Source organism: Aliagarivorans taiwanensis DSM 22990 (assembly GCF_000429505.1).
Classification (GTDB): domain Bacteria; phylum Pseudomonadota; class Gammaproteobacteria; order Enterobacterales; family Celerinatantimonadaceae; genus Aliagarivorans; species Aliagarivorans taiwanensis.
In genome coordinates, this window is the sequence record NZ_AUBZ01000019.1 from 19,068 (window position 1) to 32,997 (window position 13,930).

Consider the following 13,930-nt stretch of genomic DNA (forward strand, 5'->3'; position numbering starts at 1 on the left):
ATCTCTCTCCAAATACCGTTTTAGTGATGGGCCCACTCGACCTTGCTCAGATCTACGCCGTCTTTAAACATATCCCATAGCGGAGACATCTCACGCAAACGGGCAATACCTTCGTGGATTACTTTCACTGCATAATCCACTTCTTCTTCGGTGGTAAAGCGACCGAAGGAGAATCGAATTGAGCTGTGTGCCAGTTCGTCATTCATACCCAGTGCACGCAGCACGTATGATGGCTCCAGGCTGGCAGAGGTACAGGCTGAACCCGAGCTGACCGCCAAGTCTTTGAGCGCCATCATCAGCGACTCGCCTTCAACATAGTTGAAGCTCACGTTTAGGTTGTGCACCACGCGCTGCTCCATATCACCATTTACGTAGGTCTCTTCTACGTCTTTGATGCCATTCCAGAAGCGGTCGCGTAGCGAGCGAATGCGGGCATTCTCTTCCGCCATCTCTTGCTTGGCGAGGGCAAAGGCTTCGCCCATGCCAACGATTTGGTGAGTCGGCAGGGTACCTGAACGCATACCACGCTCATGGCCGCCACCGTGCATTTGCGCTTCGAGGCGGATACGCGGTTTGCGCTGTACATACAGGGCGCCAATACCTTTCGGGCCATAAACTTTGTGAGCAGAGAAGGACATCATGTCCACAGGCAGCGCCTGCAGGTCAATCTCAATCTTGCCTGCGCTTTGCGCGGCATCAACGTGGAACAAAATCTTCTTGCTGCGGCACAACTCGCCGATGGCTTGAATGTCTTGGATAACACCGATCTCGTTGTTCACGTGCATGATGCTAACCAGTACGGTTTCATCGCGCAGCGCGGATTCCAACTTGGCTAGGTCGATAATGCCGTTGGTCTCAGGCTCCAAGTACGTTACCTCGTAACCTTCACGCTCCAGCTGACGGCAGGTGTCTAGCACAGCTTTGTGCTCGGTCTTGCTGGTGATGATGTGCTTGCCCTTCTTACCATAGAAGTTGGCCGCACCTTTGATGGCGAGGTTGTTAGATTCGGTCGCGCCAGAGGTAAACACGATTTCGCGAGGGTCGGCGTTCACCAGATCCGCGATTTGGTTGCGCGCGATATCTACCGCTTCTTCGGCCTGCCAGCCAAAGCGGTGAGAGCGAGATGCCGGGTTGCCGTATACCCCGTCAACGCTGAGGTATTGCATCATCTTCTCAGCAACCCGAGGGTCCACGGGAGTGGTCGCAGAGTAATCCAGATAAATTGGCAGTTTCATTACTTTCTCCGTTACTGTCGAGACAGCCCAGCTTATAAACTAATTCTTATGGTATCACCGCCTTGCTGGCGACGATCTTGATTCTGCGCGATGCTAACGATTTGGCGCTCACGCATCAGCTCACCCAAGGTGATGCCATCCAGGAAATCGGCAATGCGCTCACTGAGGTCATTCCACAGCGAGTGGGTCAGGCATGGCTTGCCGCCTTGGCAATCGGCATTGCCGTGACAGCGGGTTGCATCGATGGACTCGTCCACTGCGTGGATCACCATGCCTACAGCGATATCATCAGCTTCCATCCCCAAGCGGTAACCGCCACCGGGGCCACGCACACTGCTCACCAAGCCTTGCTTTCGCAGGCGGGCAAACAATTGCTCCAGATAAGAGAGTGAGATACCTTGGCGCTCTGAAATGTCCGCCAGCGGAACCGGGCCTTCACTCATGTGAAGCGCCACGTCGAGCATTGCTGTCACCGCGTAGCGGCCTTTTGAAGTCAAGCGCATAGTTGAACCTTGTCAGCTTCCATTTAGCAAAATTCTGTCATACCTGACTATTTTGGTCAAGTATTAAACCCGACTATTTTACTCAGGTTTATCCTTCGCTTTATTGGCTAGCTCAATCTGCTTATCGACCGAGGTCAGGATGCCACGCATAATGTTGAGCTCCTGTTTATCCATACGGATGCGATTGAACATTCGACGAAGCTTGTCCATCACTTTTCCCGGATGCGGTTTGATAATAAACCCAGTGTCGGTGATACAGCGCTCGAGATGCTGGTAGTACAGCTCGAGATCGTCGACCAGCGGGTATTCTTCTTCGCGCTTTGGGTGTTGCTCGAGGCTGGCCATGCGCACTTCATAACACAATATTTGGACGGCCATCGCCAAATTCAAGGAGCTGTATTCAGGATTTGCCGGTACGCACACATGGTAGTGGCATTGCTGCAGCTCTTGGTTGGTCAGGCCGGTACGTTCACGGCCAAACACTAGGGCGACTTCGCCGCTTTGCCCTTCTTCTGCCAGCTTTTGGCCCGCTTCGCGGCCATCCAGCATTGGCCAGTCCAAGGTTCGGGAGCGCGCGGAGGTACCTACTACCAACTGACAGTTGCCAATCGCCTGATGCAGCTCATCGACTACCACCGCATTGGCCAGCACATCGGATGCGCCAGCGGCTAAGGCCACCGATTTTCCATCCACTTCGCACTGCGGATCCACCAGATAGAGCTTGGAGATACCCATGGTTTTCATGGCGCGCGCTGCTGAGCCGATATTGCCTGAATGGCTGGTACCTACCAATACCACCCTAACCTTGTCTAACATTAAAAACCTCAAGGGAAAATAAACGCGCGGATTGTAGCATACCTAGCCAAGCGGTCGAGAATTATGTAATCGCCGATTGTCTTTGCTGAAGCTTTGCTTTATACTCCGCCGTCCAAAATTTAGGCAGTTCTTTTCACAAATTGGTGGTATCTATGCATCCGATGCTAAACATCGCAGTTCGTGCTGCGCGCAATGCCGGTAAGGTAATTACTCGTGCCTACGAGCAACTCGACAAAGTTGAGACTATGGCGAAAAGCGCCAATGACTACGTAACCAACGTAGACAAGGCCGCTGAACAAGCGATTATCGAAACCATCCTTAAGTCTTACCCAGACCACAGCATCATCGCTGAAGAGAGCGGTATGGTGGAAGGCAAGGACAACGACTACCAGTGGATTATCGATCCACTCGACGGTACCACCAACTTCATCAAAGGTATTCCACACTTTGCTATCTCTGTTGCGCTGCGCGTAAAAGGCCGCACCGAGCACGGCGTGGTTTACGATCCGCTGCGCAACGAGCTGTTCTCAGCAAGCCGTGGCCAAGGCGCCCAGCTAAACGACTACCGCCTGCGCACCAGCGCTGCCAAAGAGCTAGATGGCGCCCTTCTGGCGACCGGTTTCCCATTCAAGCGTAAGCACTACATGGAAAGCTACCTGGCAATGTTCGCAGCCTTGTTTAACCAATGTGGTGACATGCGCCGCGCTGGCTCGGCCGCGCTGGATCTAGCCTATGTTGCCGCTGGCCGTCACGACGGTTTCTGGGAGATGGGTCTTAAGCCTTGGGACTTAGCTGCTGGTGAGCTGATTGCCCGTGAAGCTGGTGCTATCGTAACCGACTTCGCCGGTGGCAGCGATGTATACCGCGCCGGTGACATCGTATGCGGTAACCCGAAAGTGGTTAAAGGCATGCTGTCAGTGATGCGCCCTCACCTGCCGGATTCAATGAAGGGCTAAGTGCCACTCATTGGGACAGAAAAGCCAGCATCGTGCTGGCTTTTTTTGTGCGCAAAAATCGCATCAGGCGAGTTCGCTGATAGGGCTAGTTGCAGAGGCTACTCCGCGCCCAAATCAAAATCATTGCCTTTGAGCTCGGCCCGCTCCAGACTCAGCTCCAAAAACGCAATACGCTTGGCGAATTCACCCAGCAACTGATCCTTGGCATCCAACAAACCGAGCAACTCGGCCGGCTCGCGCCATTCCGGAAAGCCACCTTCTTGAGCGGCCACATCAAAGGCCTCTTGCGCTTCGCTCTGCTCAGTGAAGTAATGAGTGCGCTCGTCTAAATCCCATGCATAAATCAGCATGTGCTACTCCTCAATGGGATAACCGGCTTCGCGCCAGCCACGTATCCCGCCATCCATGGATATCACTTGGGTATAACCCATTTTGACTAGGTTGTCAGCACTGAGCGCCGAGCGGAAACCACCGCCACAGTAGATCACCAGCTTGGTGTCTGTTGCCGGGAAACGCTGCTCAACATCGCGTTCTAGCACACCACGCCCCATATACTGCGCACCCGGAATACGGCTTTTCTGCCACTCGTCCTGCTCGCGGTTGTCGATAAGCACAAACTCGTCGCCGGCATCCAACCACTGTTTCACCTGATGCACGTCGCACTCTTGGATGTTAGCGCGACACTGATCGACTAGAGCCAAAAACTTGGGGCTATGCTGCATGGAAACTCCCTCTCATAATGACGATGAACTTATACCAATCTGGATAAGTTAATGATCAGATATTGCGCAGGGAAAATCATTGAGGACAAGGAGGCGCTTGCCGTAACTAGTGGACTAATTACAAAAGCGTTGACGCTGTCATCGATGATTTTAACCAGCAAGAATGATCAGTCACTTATGTAGATTGGTATTAAGATAGGCACACAGCGTAACAAGCATTCAAGCGATAGCCAAACAAGGAATCTCTGTTGCTGACAAATCTCGGTAACCAGCTTCACATTGCGGTAATCGGCGCCAGTGGCGGCCTAGGGCAAGCGGTGTGTGAGCTGCTAGAACAGCAGAGCGAGGTGGACAAGGTCCATCGATTTGCCCGCTCGCCTGAACACGCCAATGCGCCTTGTCACCATCTCGACCTTTGTGATGAGTCCAGCATTGCCGACGCAGCTCAATCTCTGCCTGGGCGCAGCCTGCATGCAGTGGTGGTTTGTACTGGCCTGCTGCATAGCGCGGCAATCCAGCCGGAAAAACGCCTCGCCCAAATCAATGGAGATAAGCTCGCTACGCTGTTTGCAGTGAATGCCAGCGGTCCATTGCTTGTGGCCAAGCACTTTATCCCGCTACTCGATAAGTCACACCCCAGCGTATTTATGGCGCTGTCGGCGCGGGTTTCCAGTATCAGCGATAATCGCCTCGGTGGCTGGTATGGCTACCGCATGAGCAAGGCCGCGCTGAATATGGGCCTAAAGAATCTCGCCTTGGAGATGCGCCTGGCGATGCCCAAGTTGTGTGTGATGGGCTATCACCCCGGCACCGTAGACACGCCGCTTTCAGCGCCGTTTAGTGGTAAGGCCTATAAGCGCTTTGAGCCACAGCAAGCAGCAGGATACTTGGTAGAGCAGTTAAATCGCGCTAATCCTGAGCAATCAGGAGGGCTATTTGATTGGCAGGGAGAGGTCATTGAGCCCTAATTCGTCTCTGTGTATGGCACAAAAAAAGCGAGCATACAGCCCGCTTTTTGATGGGTAAACCAAGGCGCTTAGATAAGCGGCTCCTGATCGGCACCTTCTTTCTCGATCTCCTTCGGCATAAAGTCTTCTTTCTTAATGCCCAAGGCCAGTGCCAAGGTACTGGCAACGTAGATCGACGAGTGAGTACCCACCAACACACCAAACAGCAAGGCGATGGCGAAGTTGTGGATCATGTCACCGCCGAGCAAGAACAGCGAGGTCAGTACCAACAAGGTGGTCAACGAGGTCACAATGGTACGGTTGAAGGTTTGCGTCAGTGAGGTATCGATCACCTCTTCAGCATCGCCCTTACGTAGCTTGCGGAAGTTCTCACGGATACGGTCAGATACCACGATGGTATCGTTGAGCGAGTAACCCACTACCGTTAGTAGCGCGGCTACCACGGTTAGGTCGAACTCCAACTGCAACAGCGAGAACAGGCCCAAGGTGGCAATCACGTCGTGCGCCAATGCCAATACCGCGCCCACAGCCATGCGCCACTCAAAGCGCAAGGCAACGTAGAGCAGGATACAACCCAGCGCAGCGATAATCGCCAGACCGCCCTGCTCCGCCAGCTCTTGACCCACTGCCGGACCTACGAACTCGATGCGGCGCATCTCAACCTGTGGGTCGATCTGCTCTTGCAGGATCTCGATAACCTGGTCACCGATGTGGGTGGTTTCCACGCCTTCGCGCGGCATCAGACGCAACATTACTTGGCGTTGTGAGCCAAAGTACTGGGCCACGATGTCAGGGAAGCCTTCCTCGGTCATCACTTCGCGTACCTGATTCAAATCAGCAGGCTGAGAGAACTCAGCCTCGATGACGGTACCGCCGGTGAAATCCAAGCCCCAGTTAATCTTGTTGATTGCCAGCGTGGCGATGGATGCAAGCATCAGCACAACCGACAAGCCGATAAACAGCTTGCGGTGGGCCATGAATGGCACTACACCTTTTGGTCGGAAAATATAAAACAAGGTCGTGCTCCTATATCGAAAGCTTGTCGATGCGCTTGCCACCCCATACCAAGTTCACTACCACGCGGGTACCCACGATTGCGGTGAACATGGAGGTTGCAATACCAATCATCAGGGTTACTGCGAAGCCTTTGATCGCCCCGGTGCCGATGGCAAACAGGATGAACGCAGTAATCAAGGTGGTGATGTTCGCATCAGAGATGGTCGACAGAGCGTTGCTGTAACCGTAGTGAATCGCCTGCTGAGGACTGCGTCCTTCATTGAGCTCTTCACGAATACGCTCGAAGATCAGCACGTTCGCATCTACCGCCATACCAACGGTCAGTACAATACCCGCCATACCCGGCAAGGTCAGGGTTGCCCCCGGGATCATCGACATCACACCGATAATCACACCAACGTTGGCCACCAAGGCAATGTTGGCCACCAGACCAAACTTGCGGTAGTACAGCGGCATAAAGATAAGCAACGCAATCAGGCCACCGACAATCGCCATAAAGCCTTTGTCGATGTTCTCTTGACCCAGGCTTGGGCCTACGGTGCGCTCTTCTACGATTTGAATCGGCGCAATCAATGCACCGGCGCGTAGTAGCAGTGCCAGGTTCTGAGCTTCAGCTGGAGAATCGATGCCGGTAATGCGGAAGCTACGACCCAGGCGAGCCTGAATGGTGGCAACGTTAATCACCTCTTCGTGGCGCTCCAAAATGGCACGGCCATTCTCATCTTCTTCGCCCGTCGGCTTGTACTCGATGAACAGGGTCGCCATCGGCTCGCCAATTGCGTCACGGGTAAAGTTAGCCATCTTGGTGCCGCCTTGGGCATCCAGGCTGATATTTACCTGCGGGCGGCTGTATTCGTCAAAGCCTGACTGTGCGCCCACGATGTGGTCACCGGTCAAGATAACTTGGTTACGCAGAACCACAGGGCTGCCATCGGCGCGGCGCGCCAGCTGCGAACCAACCGGTACACGGCCTTGCAGGGCATCGCGCGGGTCTGCATTGTTATCAACTTGACGGAACTCCAAGGTTGCGGTTGCGCCCAGAATCTCTTTGGCGCGTGCGGTGTCTTGGACACCCGGCAGCTGAACTACAATGCGCTCGGCGCCTTGGCGCTGAACCAGCGGCTCGGCAACACCCAGCTCATTCACACGGTTACGCAAGATGGTGATGTTTTGCTGAACCGCATAGTCGCGGGTCTGCTTGAGGAACTCTTCAGTCATGCTGACGTCGAGGCGCAGGGTATCAGCCACTGAGCTTTCAACAATCTCGTAATCGCGGTAGGTGCGAGTCAGGAAGCGCTCAGCTTGCTTCAACGCTTCTTCGTTGCGGAAGCGGATAACCACTTTATCGCCTTGAATACGCACGCCGGAGTAGCGGATCTTCTCTTCACGCAGCACGCTGCGGAAATCCTGAACCATGCCTTCCATGGTCTTCTCCATGGCGGCATCCATATCGATTTCCATCAGGAAGTGCACACCACCACGCAGGTCGAGGCCAAGCTTAAGTGGGCCAGCGCCCAGCGCTTCCAGCCACCCCGGAGTAGCCGCAGCCAGGTTCAATGCCACCACGTAATCGTTGCCCAAAGACTCAGCCAGCAGGTCACGTACCGGCAGCTGATCAGATTCGTTGCGCAGGCGCACCAGCAGCAGCGAGTCTTCGAAGGCTACCGAACGGTATTCAATGCTATTTTCATCAAGGACGTTGCGAATAGTATCGAGATCAGAAGCTTGAACTTCAGCGCCGCGGGTTGCAGACACTTGTACGGCAGGGTCTTCGCCGTAAAGGTTGGGTAAGGCGTACACAAACCCGATGGCCACGACCAGCGTGACCAACAGGTTCTTCCACCAAGGATAATGGTTTAACAAGGTAAACGTCCCCTGTAGGGTGGAAGATTAGTTAATTGACTTCAGGGTACCCTTCGGCAGAACCGCTGAGATAAAGTCTTTTTTCAGAGTTAGGGTGGTGTCTTCGCTCATGGTCAGCTGGATGTAGTCGCTGTCATCAGCAATCTTGGTGATTTTACCCACCAGACCAGAGGTGGTCAGTACTTCATCACCCTTAGAGAGTGAGCTCATCAGGTTGCGATGCTCTTTGGCACGCTTAGACTGCGGGCGGTAGATCATGAAGTAGAAGATCACCGCAAAAATGGCCATCATGAAAATCATTTCCATACCGCCACCTGCTGGTGCTTCAGCTGCGGCGTGGGCCGAAGAAATAAATAAGCTCATAGCTTCCTCTCTATTAATACAAATATCCAAAGGCTCCCAAAGAGATGGGGCCTTTGGATCAATTTACAAGGCTTATTAGCAATCAAACCAACAGATAATTACCGACATCGGTTGGTAGTGGCTATTAATCAGCCAGTGGCGGCACGTCTTTACCCATTTTCTCGTAAAACTCTGCCACAAAGTCGTCTAATCTACCTTGGGCAATCGCCTCGCGCAAATCTTCCATAAGTCGTTGATAGTGACGCAGGTTATGGATGGTGTTCAGGCGCGCACCCAAGATCTCGTTACACTTGTCGAGATGGTGCAGATAGGCACGGCTGTAGTTCTTACAGGTGTAACAATCACACTCTTTATCCAGCGGGCTGGTGTCCTCACGGTGTTTCGCGTTGCGGATCTTAATTACCCCTCTGAGGTAAACAAGTGGCCGTTGCGCGCATTGCGGGTCGGCATCACACAATCGAACATATCAATACCGCGACGCACGCCTTCTACCAGGTCTTCTGGCTTACCCACGCCCATCAAGTAACGCGGCTTATCTTCCGGTACCTTGTGAGCAATGTAATCCAGAATGCGGTGCATATCTTCTTTCGGTTCGCCCACAGCCAGACCACCGACCGCGTAGCCATCGAAGCCGATATCCACCAGCCCATCAAGGGATACATCTCGCAGGTGCTCATACACGCCACCTTGAATAATGCCGAACAAGGCATTGTTGTTGTCCAGCTCGTCGTGACGCTGGCGCGAGCGCTTGGCCCAGCGCAGTGACATCTGCATCGACTTCTCGGCTTCCTCTTCGGTGGCCGGGTACGGGGTACATTCGTCGAAGATCATCACGATGTCAGAGCCCAGATCGTTCTGGATTTCCATCGACTTCTCGGGCGTGAGGAAGATCTTGTCGCCATTTACCGGATTGCGGAAATGCACGCCTTCTTCGGTGATCTTACGGATATCACCCAGGCTGAATACTTGGAAGCCGCCTGAATCGGTCAGGATTGGGCCCTGCCAGTTCATAAAGTCATGCAGATCGCCATGGGCGCGCATCACCTCTTGGCCCGGACGCAGCCACAGGTGGAAGGTGTTACCCAGCAGGATCTGAGCGCCAGTCTCGGCCACTTCTTCTGGGGTCATGCCCTTTACCGTGCCGTAGGTGCCCACTGGCATAAAAGCGGGGGTTTCAACCACGCCACGATCAAAGATCAGGCGGCCGCGACGGGCTTTACCGTCGGTAGTATCAAGTTGGTATTTCATAGTTGCCTCAGTTCAGAGAAACAGTCTGATAAGGTTAGGCTTCTTTGCGGGTGATAAACATCGCATCACCATAGCTAAAGAAGCGGTATTGCTGTTCAATCGCCGATGTATAGGCGTGAACGATATTATCCTTCCCGGCAAAGGCCGACACCAACATAATCAGGGTCGACTCGGGAAGGTGGAAATTGGTTACCATGGCATCGATAATTTGGAACTGATAGCCCGGGTAGATAAAGATGTCGGTTTCAGAAGCGAAAGCCTGCAGCGGCTCGCCTTTCTTCAATGCCGCTTGTGCTGCGCTCTCCAGTGAGCGAACCGAGGTGGTGCCAACCGCGATAACCCGGCCACCGGCCGCCTTGGTCGCCAACACCTTATCGACCACCTCTTGGCTAACCTCGGCATACTCCGAGTGCATCTGATGCTCTTTAACGTTATCAACGCGGATGGACTGGAAGGTACCCGCCCCAACATGCAGGGTCACAAACGCCAGATCGGCACCCTTCGCTTTGATCTTGGCCAGCAGGCCGTCGTCAAAATGCAGGCCGGCCGTTGGTGCAGCCACAGCTCCCGGCTTCTCGTTGTATACGGTTTGATAACGCTCTTGGTCAGAGTCTTCATCGGGGCGGTCGATATACGGCGGCAACGGCATATGGCCAAAGCGTTCTAATAACTCCAGCACCGTACGCTCATCGTCAAAGCGCAGCTCGAACAGCGCGTCATGACGGGCCAACATGGTGGCGTCGAAGGCATCTTCAATACGCAGCTTAGCACCCTCTTTCGGCGTTTTAGAGCAGCGCACATGGGCCAATACCCGGTGCTCATCGAGCACTCGCTCCACCAGCACTTCCAGCTTGCCACCGGTGGACTTCTGGCCGAACAGGCGCGCCGGGATCACCCGAGTGTTATTAAACACTAGCAGGTCGCCGGGACGCACTTGCTCAAGCAGGTCGGGGAATTGCGCGTGCACTAGCTCGCCACTATTACCATCCAAGCACAACAAGCGGCTATCGGTCCGCTGCTGCTTGGGATATCGGGCGATCAGTTCATCTGGGAGTTCGAAAGAAAAATCGGCTACGCGCATGCCACTTTACCTAGTCAAAAATTAAACCGGGCAAGTTTAGTGACAGCGCGTGGCAATAGCAAGCACAGTCAGTAAATGACTGAACGGGGGTTAGAGCGCCTGTTCCCTAAAGCGTCTCAGCCACAGCAGGCACAGCAATAGCGGCCACCAGAGCAGGCCTGTCGCACCGCCTGAGTCACCACCTGAGTCTCGCAGTTCGCCCGCCTCGCTCGCTGGATAATCGCCAGCTCGCACACCATCTATCCATGAACGCACTACGCCCACATCGGCATAGCCCCCGGGCATCTCGATACAGGCATTGTCGCCCCAGCTAACCAAACCGACTAACTGAAAGCTGCCGGGTGAGCCGAACAATACCGGGCCACCGCTGTCACCGTTGCAGGCGTCACGCTCAGGATGGTAAGCACAGAACATACGATTACTGATTAGCTGCCCTGACCAAAACTCTCTGCATTGTTCAACTGTAATCAAAGGGATCTGCACTTGCTGTAAGCTTGTCGCTGGCGGGCCGCCTCCCGCTATATAGCCAAAGCCGATGACAGTCAGGCTGTCAGCATCTGGAGTGAGTTCTTGGTATATCGAGGCACTTGCCAAGATAGGCAGCTCCAGGTTTCCAGCATAGGGCTCGGACAACTTGAGCAGCGCGTAATCGTAATCGAGGGAGCTATCGTTGTAGCTCTGATGCAAGTAGATCTCGCTGACTAGCAATATCTCCGTATCGATGCGTGCAAAGGTATCTGCCGCAGCAACAACTCCCTCTTCATAAACACAGTGGCCTGCAGTTAACAGCCACTCGTCGGAGATCAACACACCACCACAGGAAGATCCGTCAGCAAAGACCTTAGCAAAAAATGGATAGTCATCTGGATTGGCATCCTCACCACCGACGATTCTTGGCGAGACTTGGGTGCTCTCTGAGGGCTTTTCAGCAGCTTGGCCCACAGCAACGAGTAAACTGAGTGTTAAGCCTATTACGATTCTATCTATCGGCATCATACCCCACTCCATTCAAACTACTGCTTCACTCATCACCGAACAGGTTCAGTGCAAGCTTCAACAACGTTAACAAGTCATTGAATTAGCGATTATTTACGTTTTTTAAGCGTAGTATAAACAAGTTTTAGAGGTGTGAGACTTTTGTACTAGGGAGTCATCAGCTAGCGTCAATGCTTAACAACGCAGCTACTCAGCAGAAGGTATGGTGTATTGGTTTATGAAGAAAAAGAAGACAAAACGAACTTGGGTATGCAGGTAAGTTTTAGCGCTTGGAAATAACGCAGCCTTGCTTTAACAAGGCTGCGGATTTACGTGGTTATCGTGACTTCGAGCGATTGCTAGGCGCTCGATTTGCTCCGCGCGGTGCGGCACTGACAAACATCAGCTTAGCGTGCTGCTCGACAACGCAATCGACCGAGTAATACACCACCTAACAGCAGCAGTAAGCCAAAGCCAGTGGAGCCCCCACTGCCGCTATCATTGTTGAAAGTCAGTGACTCTGGAACAATACTTCCATCACTCGTCTCAATCACCCAATCACGCACACTACCAATGTCAGAGTAAACCCCGGGAGCACCTCTACAAGAGCTAGCTCCCCAGCTCACCACGCCGACTAACTGATAGTTACCCGGGCTGCCATAAAGTACCGGGCCGCCACTGTCCCCATTACAGGCATCCTGAGTGTCAGAGAAGGTGCAGAACATCTGCTCAGTAATAGGGTCATTAGGTCTCCAAATCGCCTGACATTCACCCCGGGTGATCATTGGAATATCTGCACGCAGTAAATTATCGGAAGAAGACGCAGTCTCGGTGCGCCCAAAGCCAATAATCCGCAACGCTTCACCAACCATGATTGCCGAATCATAGACTGAGCTATCTAGTAAGGTTGGGTAGTCAGCCGGGCTTACTTCAGTATCCGGCTCAGCAAGTCGCAACAGGGCAAAATCAAAATCGAACTCGGCAGCGCCATCCACTAACTCGAAGTAGTTAGGGTGGAGCACGACTTCGTCAACGCGAACTAAATCTTGGTATCTATCACTGGGGATTGGCGAAGCGCCCAGTACCACTCTTAGTTTACTGGCGGGTTGGATCTGGTTGTTCTCAGAGTCATACACACAGTGCCCAGCGGTCAGAATCCACTGTTCATCGACAATCGCACCGCCACAGTAAAAAAAGAACTCCTGATTATCCTCGACGATAATCTTGGCAAAAAACGGGTAGTTATCGGGGTTAGCCCTCTCCCCGCCAAAGATACGCGAACTGGCCTCCTCAGCGACTGAACTAACAGATACCACCAACATCCATAACCCTAAGGCAATTTTCCCTCGCACGACTTACTCCTTTAACTCGAAGGTCTCTCTAAACTCAACTTGCTCCGGCTCTCCCAAAAAGTGGGGAGAGGCCTTAAATATGTGTAGATCAATCAGGGCCTTCACCCTAGCCAGTACTTCTCTTAGCCGCACCCGCCAATGAAACTTACGCGGCGCGTCATCCACCACAAAGCCGCGGGCATCCAGCCCTTTGACCTTGGCGATGTAGAGTGCCCGCTCTACATGAAACTGCTGCGATACCAATAACACCCGCTGCTGTCCGAACACCTGCTGGGCGCGAATCACCGAATCGAGGGTACGAAAGCCCGCATAGTCCAAGGCGATATGCTTGCGCGGAATGTCCATACGCAGCAGGTCGTTGAGCATGGTGATCGGCTCGTTGTAGTAGCGGGTGGCATTGTCACCGCTGAGGATCAGCGCATCCACCTTGTGCTGTTGGTAGAGCTTGGCGGCGGCTTCAATGCGGAACTGATAGAAGGTGTTAAGGCGCTTGCCCACGTATTTGCTGGTGCCGAACACCAAGGCCACCGGCATTGGCTCGACTTGGTTGATGTCACGGCTCCACATCCCGGCGACTTGATGCGAGATATAGCGATCAACAGCGATTAACAGCAGCAGAATGGTCAGCAGTGTGGCAACACATCCCAGCGCCAGCTTTTTAAACAAACTCGAACCTTGGTTAAGTACTTACTACAAAGCTAAACCTATGAAAAACTTGATAGCTTAGTCTTGAGCGAACATCGTCAATGAATCAGATAGTACTGATTAACAGGTAGGGAATTCAAGGGAAGCTAGAAACAAAAAAGGCCCACCGTGTACGCGTTTAGCGTT

General features: G+C 53.3%; 14 protein-coding genes and 1 pseudogene. 2 read left to right on the forward strand and 13 right to left on the reverse strand.

The features are described 5' to 3' along the window. Positions 1 to 20: 20 nt before the first annotated feature. The 3 genes from G462_RS0110195 to trmJ all read right to left on the reverse strand — a co-directional run bounded on the left by G462_RS0110195 (position 21) and on the right by trmJ (position 2,554). Positions 21 to 1,235, reverse strand: coding sequence for an IscS subfamily cysteine desulfurase (locus tag G462_RS0110195; RefSeq protein WP_026958911.1), 1,215 nt, complete (start codon positions 1,233 to 1,235; stop codon positions 21 to 23). A gap of 32 nt (positions 1,236 to 1,267) precedes the next feature. Next, on the reverse strand, positions 1,268 to 1,738 hold the full coding sequence (gene iscR / locus G462_RS0110200; protein ID WP_026958912.1) for a Fe-S cluster assembly transcriptional regulator IscR: 471 nt from the start codon (positions 1,736 to 1,738) through the stop codon (positions 1,268 to 1,270). 78 nt (positions 1,739 to 1,816) lie between these two features. Continuing rightward, positions 1,817 to 2,554: a tRNA (cytosine(32)/uridine(32)-2'-O)-methyltransferase TrmJ gene (gene trmJ, locus G462_RS0110205; RefSeq protein ID WP_026958913.1), complete on the reverse strand. Its 738-nt coding sequence runs from the start codon at positions 2,552 to 2,554 to the stop codon at positions 1,817 to 1,819. A gap of 152 nt (positions 2,555 to 2,706) precedes the next feature. Between trmJ and suhB the strand changes: the two genes are divergently transcribed. Next, positions 2,707 to 3,510 carry an inositol-1-monophosphatase gene (suhB, locus tag G462_RS0110210; RefSeq protein WP_026958914.1) on the forward strand — a complete coding sequence of 268 codons (804 nt, stop codon included), beginning with the start codon at positions 2,707 to 2,709 and terminating at the stop codon, positions 3,508 to 3,510. 98 nt (positions 3,511 to 3,608) lie between these two features. Here suhB and G462_RS0110215 read toward each other — a convergent pair whose 3' ends face one another. Both G462_RS0110215 and G462_RS0110220 read right to left on the reverse strand, forming a co-directional pair. After that, the gene (locus G462_RS0110215; RefSeq protein WP_026958915.1) at positions 3,609 to 3,860 is read right to left on the reverse strand and encodes a hypothetical protein; all 252 of its coding nucleotides are present in this window, start codon (positions 3,858 to 3,860) and stop codon (positions 3,609 to 3,611) included. 3 nt (positions 3,861 to 3,863) lie between these two features. Beyond that, on the reverse strand, positions 3,864 to 4,232 hold the full coding sequence (locus G462_RS0110220) for a rhodanese-like domain-containing protein (RefSeq protein WP_026958916.1): 369 nt from the start codon (positions 4,230 to 4,232) through the stop codon (positions 3,864 to 3,866). 248 nt (positions 4,233 to 4,480) lie between these two features. Between G462_RS0110220 and G462_RS0110230 the strand changes: the two genes are divergently transcribed. Beyond that, entirely contained in the window at positions 4,481 to 5,200 is a 720-nt protein-coding gene (locus tag G462_RS0110230; protein ID WP_211234211.1) for an SDR family NAD(P)-dependent oxidoreductase, read from the forward strand. Positions 5,201 to 5,268: 68 nt separating this feature from the next. Here the strand turns inward: G462_RS0110230 and secF are convergent, their stop codons facing one another. The 8 genes and pseudogenes from secF to G462_RS22410 form a co-directional block, all read right to left on the reverse strand. Then, positions 5,269 to 6,216: a protein translocase subunit SecF gene (gene secF / locus G462_RS0110235; protein ID WP_026958918.1), complete on the reverse strand. Its 948-nt coding sequence runs from the start codon at positions 6,214 to 6,216 to the stop codon at positions 5,269 to 5,271. Between the two features lie 10 nt (positions 6,217 to 6,226). After that, positions 6,227 to 8,080: a protein translocase subunit SecD gene (gene secD, locus G462_RS0110240; RefSeq protein ID WP_051326666.1), complete on the reverse strand. Its 1,854-nt coding sequence runs from the start codon at positions 8,078 to 8,080 to the stop codon at positions 6,227 to 6,229. 27 nt (positions 8,081 to 8,107) lie between these two features. Further along, on the reverse strand, positions 8,108 to 8,443 hold the full coding sequence (gene yajC, locus G462_RS0110245; protein WP_026958920.1) for a preprotein translocase subunit YajC: 336 nt from the start codon (positions 8,441 to 8,443) through the stop codon (positions 8,108 to 8,110). A 124-nt stretch (positions 8,444 to 8,567) separates the two neighbouring features. Next, positions 8,568 to 9,691: pseudogene (tgt, locus tag G462_RS22405) on the reverse strand (tRNA guanosine(34) transglycosylase Tgt). A 34-nt stretch (positions 9,692 to 9,725) separates the two neighbouring features. Beyond that, positions 9,726 to 10,772, reverse strand: coding sequence for a tRNA preQ1(34) S-adenosylmethionine ribosyltransferase-isomerase QueA (gene queA / locus G462_RS0110255; protein ID WP_026958921.1), 1,047 nt, complete (start codon positions 10,770 to 10,772; stop codon positions 9,726 to 9,728). Positions 10,773 to 10,862: 90 nt separating this feature from the next. Beyond that, positions 10,863 to 11,768 carry a serine protease gene (locus G462_RS0110260; RefSeq protein ID WP_169720160.1) on the reverse strand — a complete coding sequence of 302 codons (906 nt, stop codon included), beginning with the start codon at positions 11,766 to 11,768 and terminating at the stop codon, positions 10,863 to 10,865. Positions 11,769 to 12,154: 386 nt separating this feature from the next. After that, on the reverse strand, positions 12,155 to 13,099 hold the full coding sequence (locus G462_RS0110265; RefSeq protein ID WP_157378599.1) for a S1 family peptidase: 945 nt from the start codon (positions 13,097 to 13,099) through the stop codon (positions 12,155 to 12,157). A 3-nt stretch (positions 13,100 to 13,102) separates the two neighbouring features. Continuing rightward, on the reverse strand, positions 13,103 to 13,765 hold the full coding sequence (locus G462_RS22410; protein WP_035477459.1) for a SanA/YdcF family protein: 663 nt from the start codon (positions 13,763 to 13,765) through the stop codon (positions 13,103 to 13,105). Positions 13,766 to 13,930: the final 165 nt, after the last annotated feature.

Excerpts from the sequence above, each read along its gene's own strand:
- suhB (WP_026958914.1), top strand. The coding sequence starts at position 2,707 with ATGCATCCGATGCTAAACATCGCAGTTCGTGCTGCGCGCAATGCCGGT.
- G462_RS0110215 (WP_026958915.1), bottom strand. The coding sequence starts at position 3,860 with ATGCTGATTTATGCATGGGATTTAGACGAGCGCACTCATTACTTCACT.
- yajC (WP_026958920.1), bottom strand. The coding sequence starts at position 8,443 with ATGAGCTTATTTATTTCTTCGGCCCACGCCGCAGCTGAAGCACCAGCA.
- G462_RS0110260 (WP_169720160.1), bottom strand. The coding sequence starts at position 11,768 with ATGATGCCGATAGATAGAATCGTAATAGGCTTAACACTCAGTTTACTC.
- G462_RS0110220 (WP_026958916.1), bottom strand. The coding sequence starts at position 4,232 with ATGCAGCATAGCCCCAAGTTTTTGGCTCTAGTCGATCAGTGTCGCGCT.
- iscR (WP_026958912.1), bottom strand. The coding sequence starts at position 1,738 with ATGCGCTTGACTTCAAAAGGCCGCTACGCGGTGACAGCAATGCTCGAC.
- G462_RS0110195 (WP_026958911.1), bottom strand. The coding sequence starts at position 1,235 with ATGAAACTGCCAATTTATCTGGATTACTCTGCGACCACTCCCGTGGAC.
- queA (WP_026958921.1), bottom strand. The coding sequence starts at position 10,772 with ATGCGCGTAGCCGATTTTTCTTTCGAACTCCCAGATGAACTGATCGCC.
- trmJ (WP_026958913.1), bottom strand. The coding sequence starts at position 2,554 with ATGTTAGACAAGGTTAGGGTGGTATTGGTAGGTACCAGCCATTCAGGC.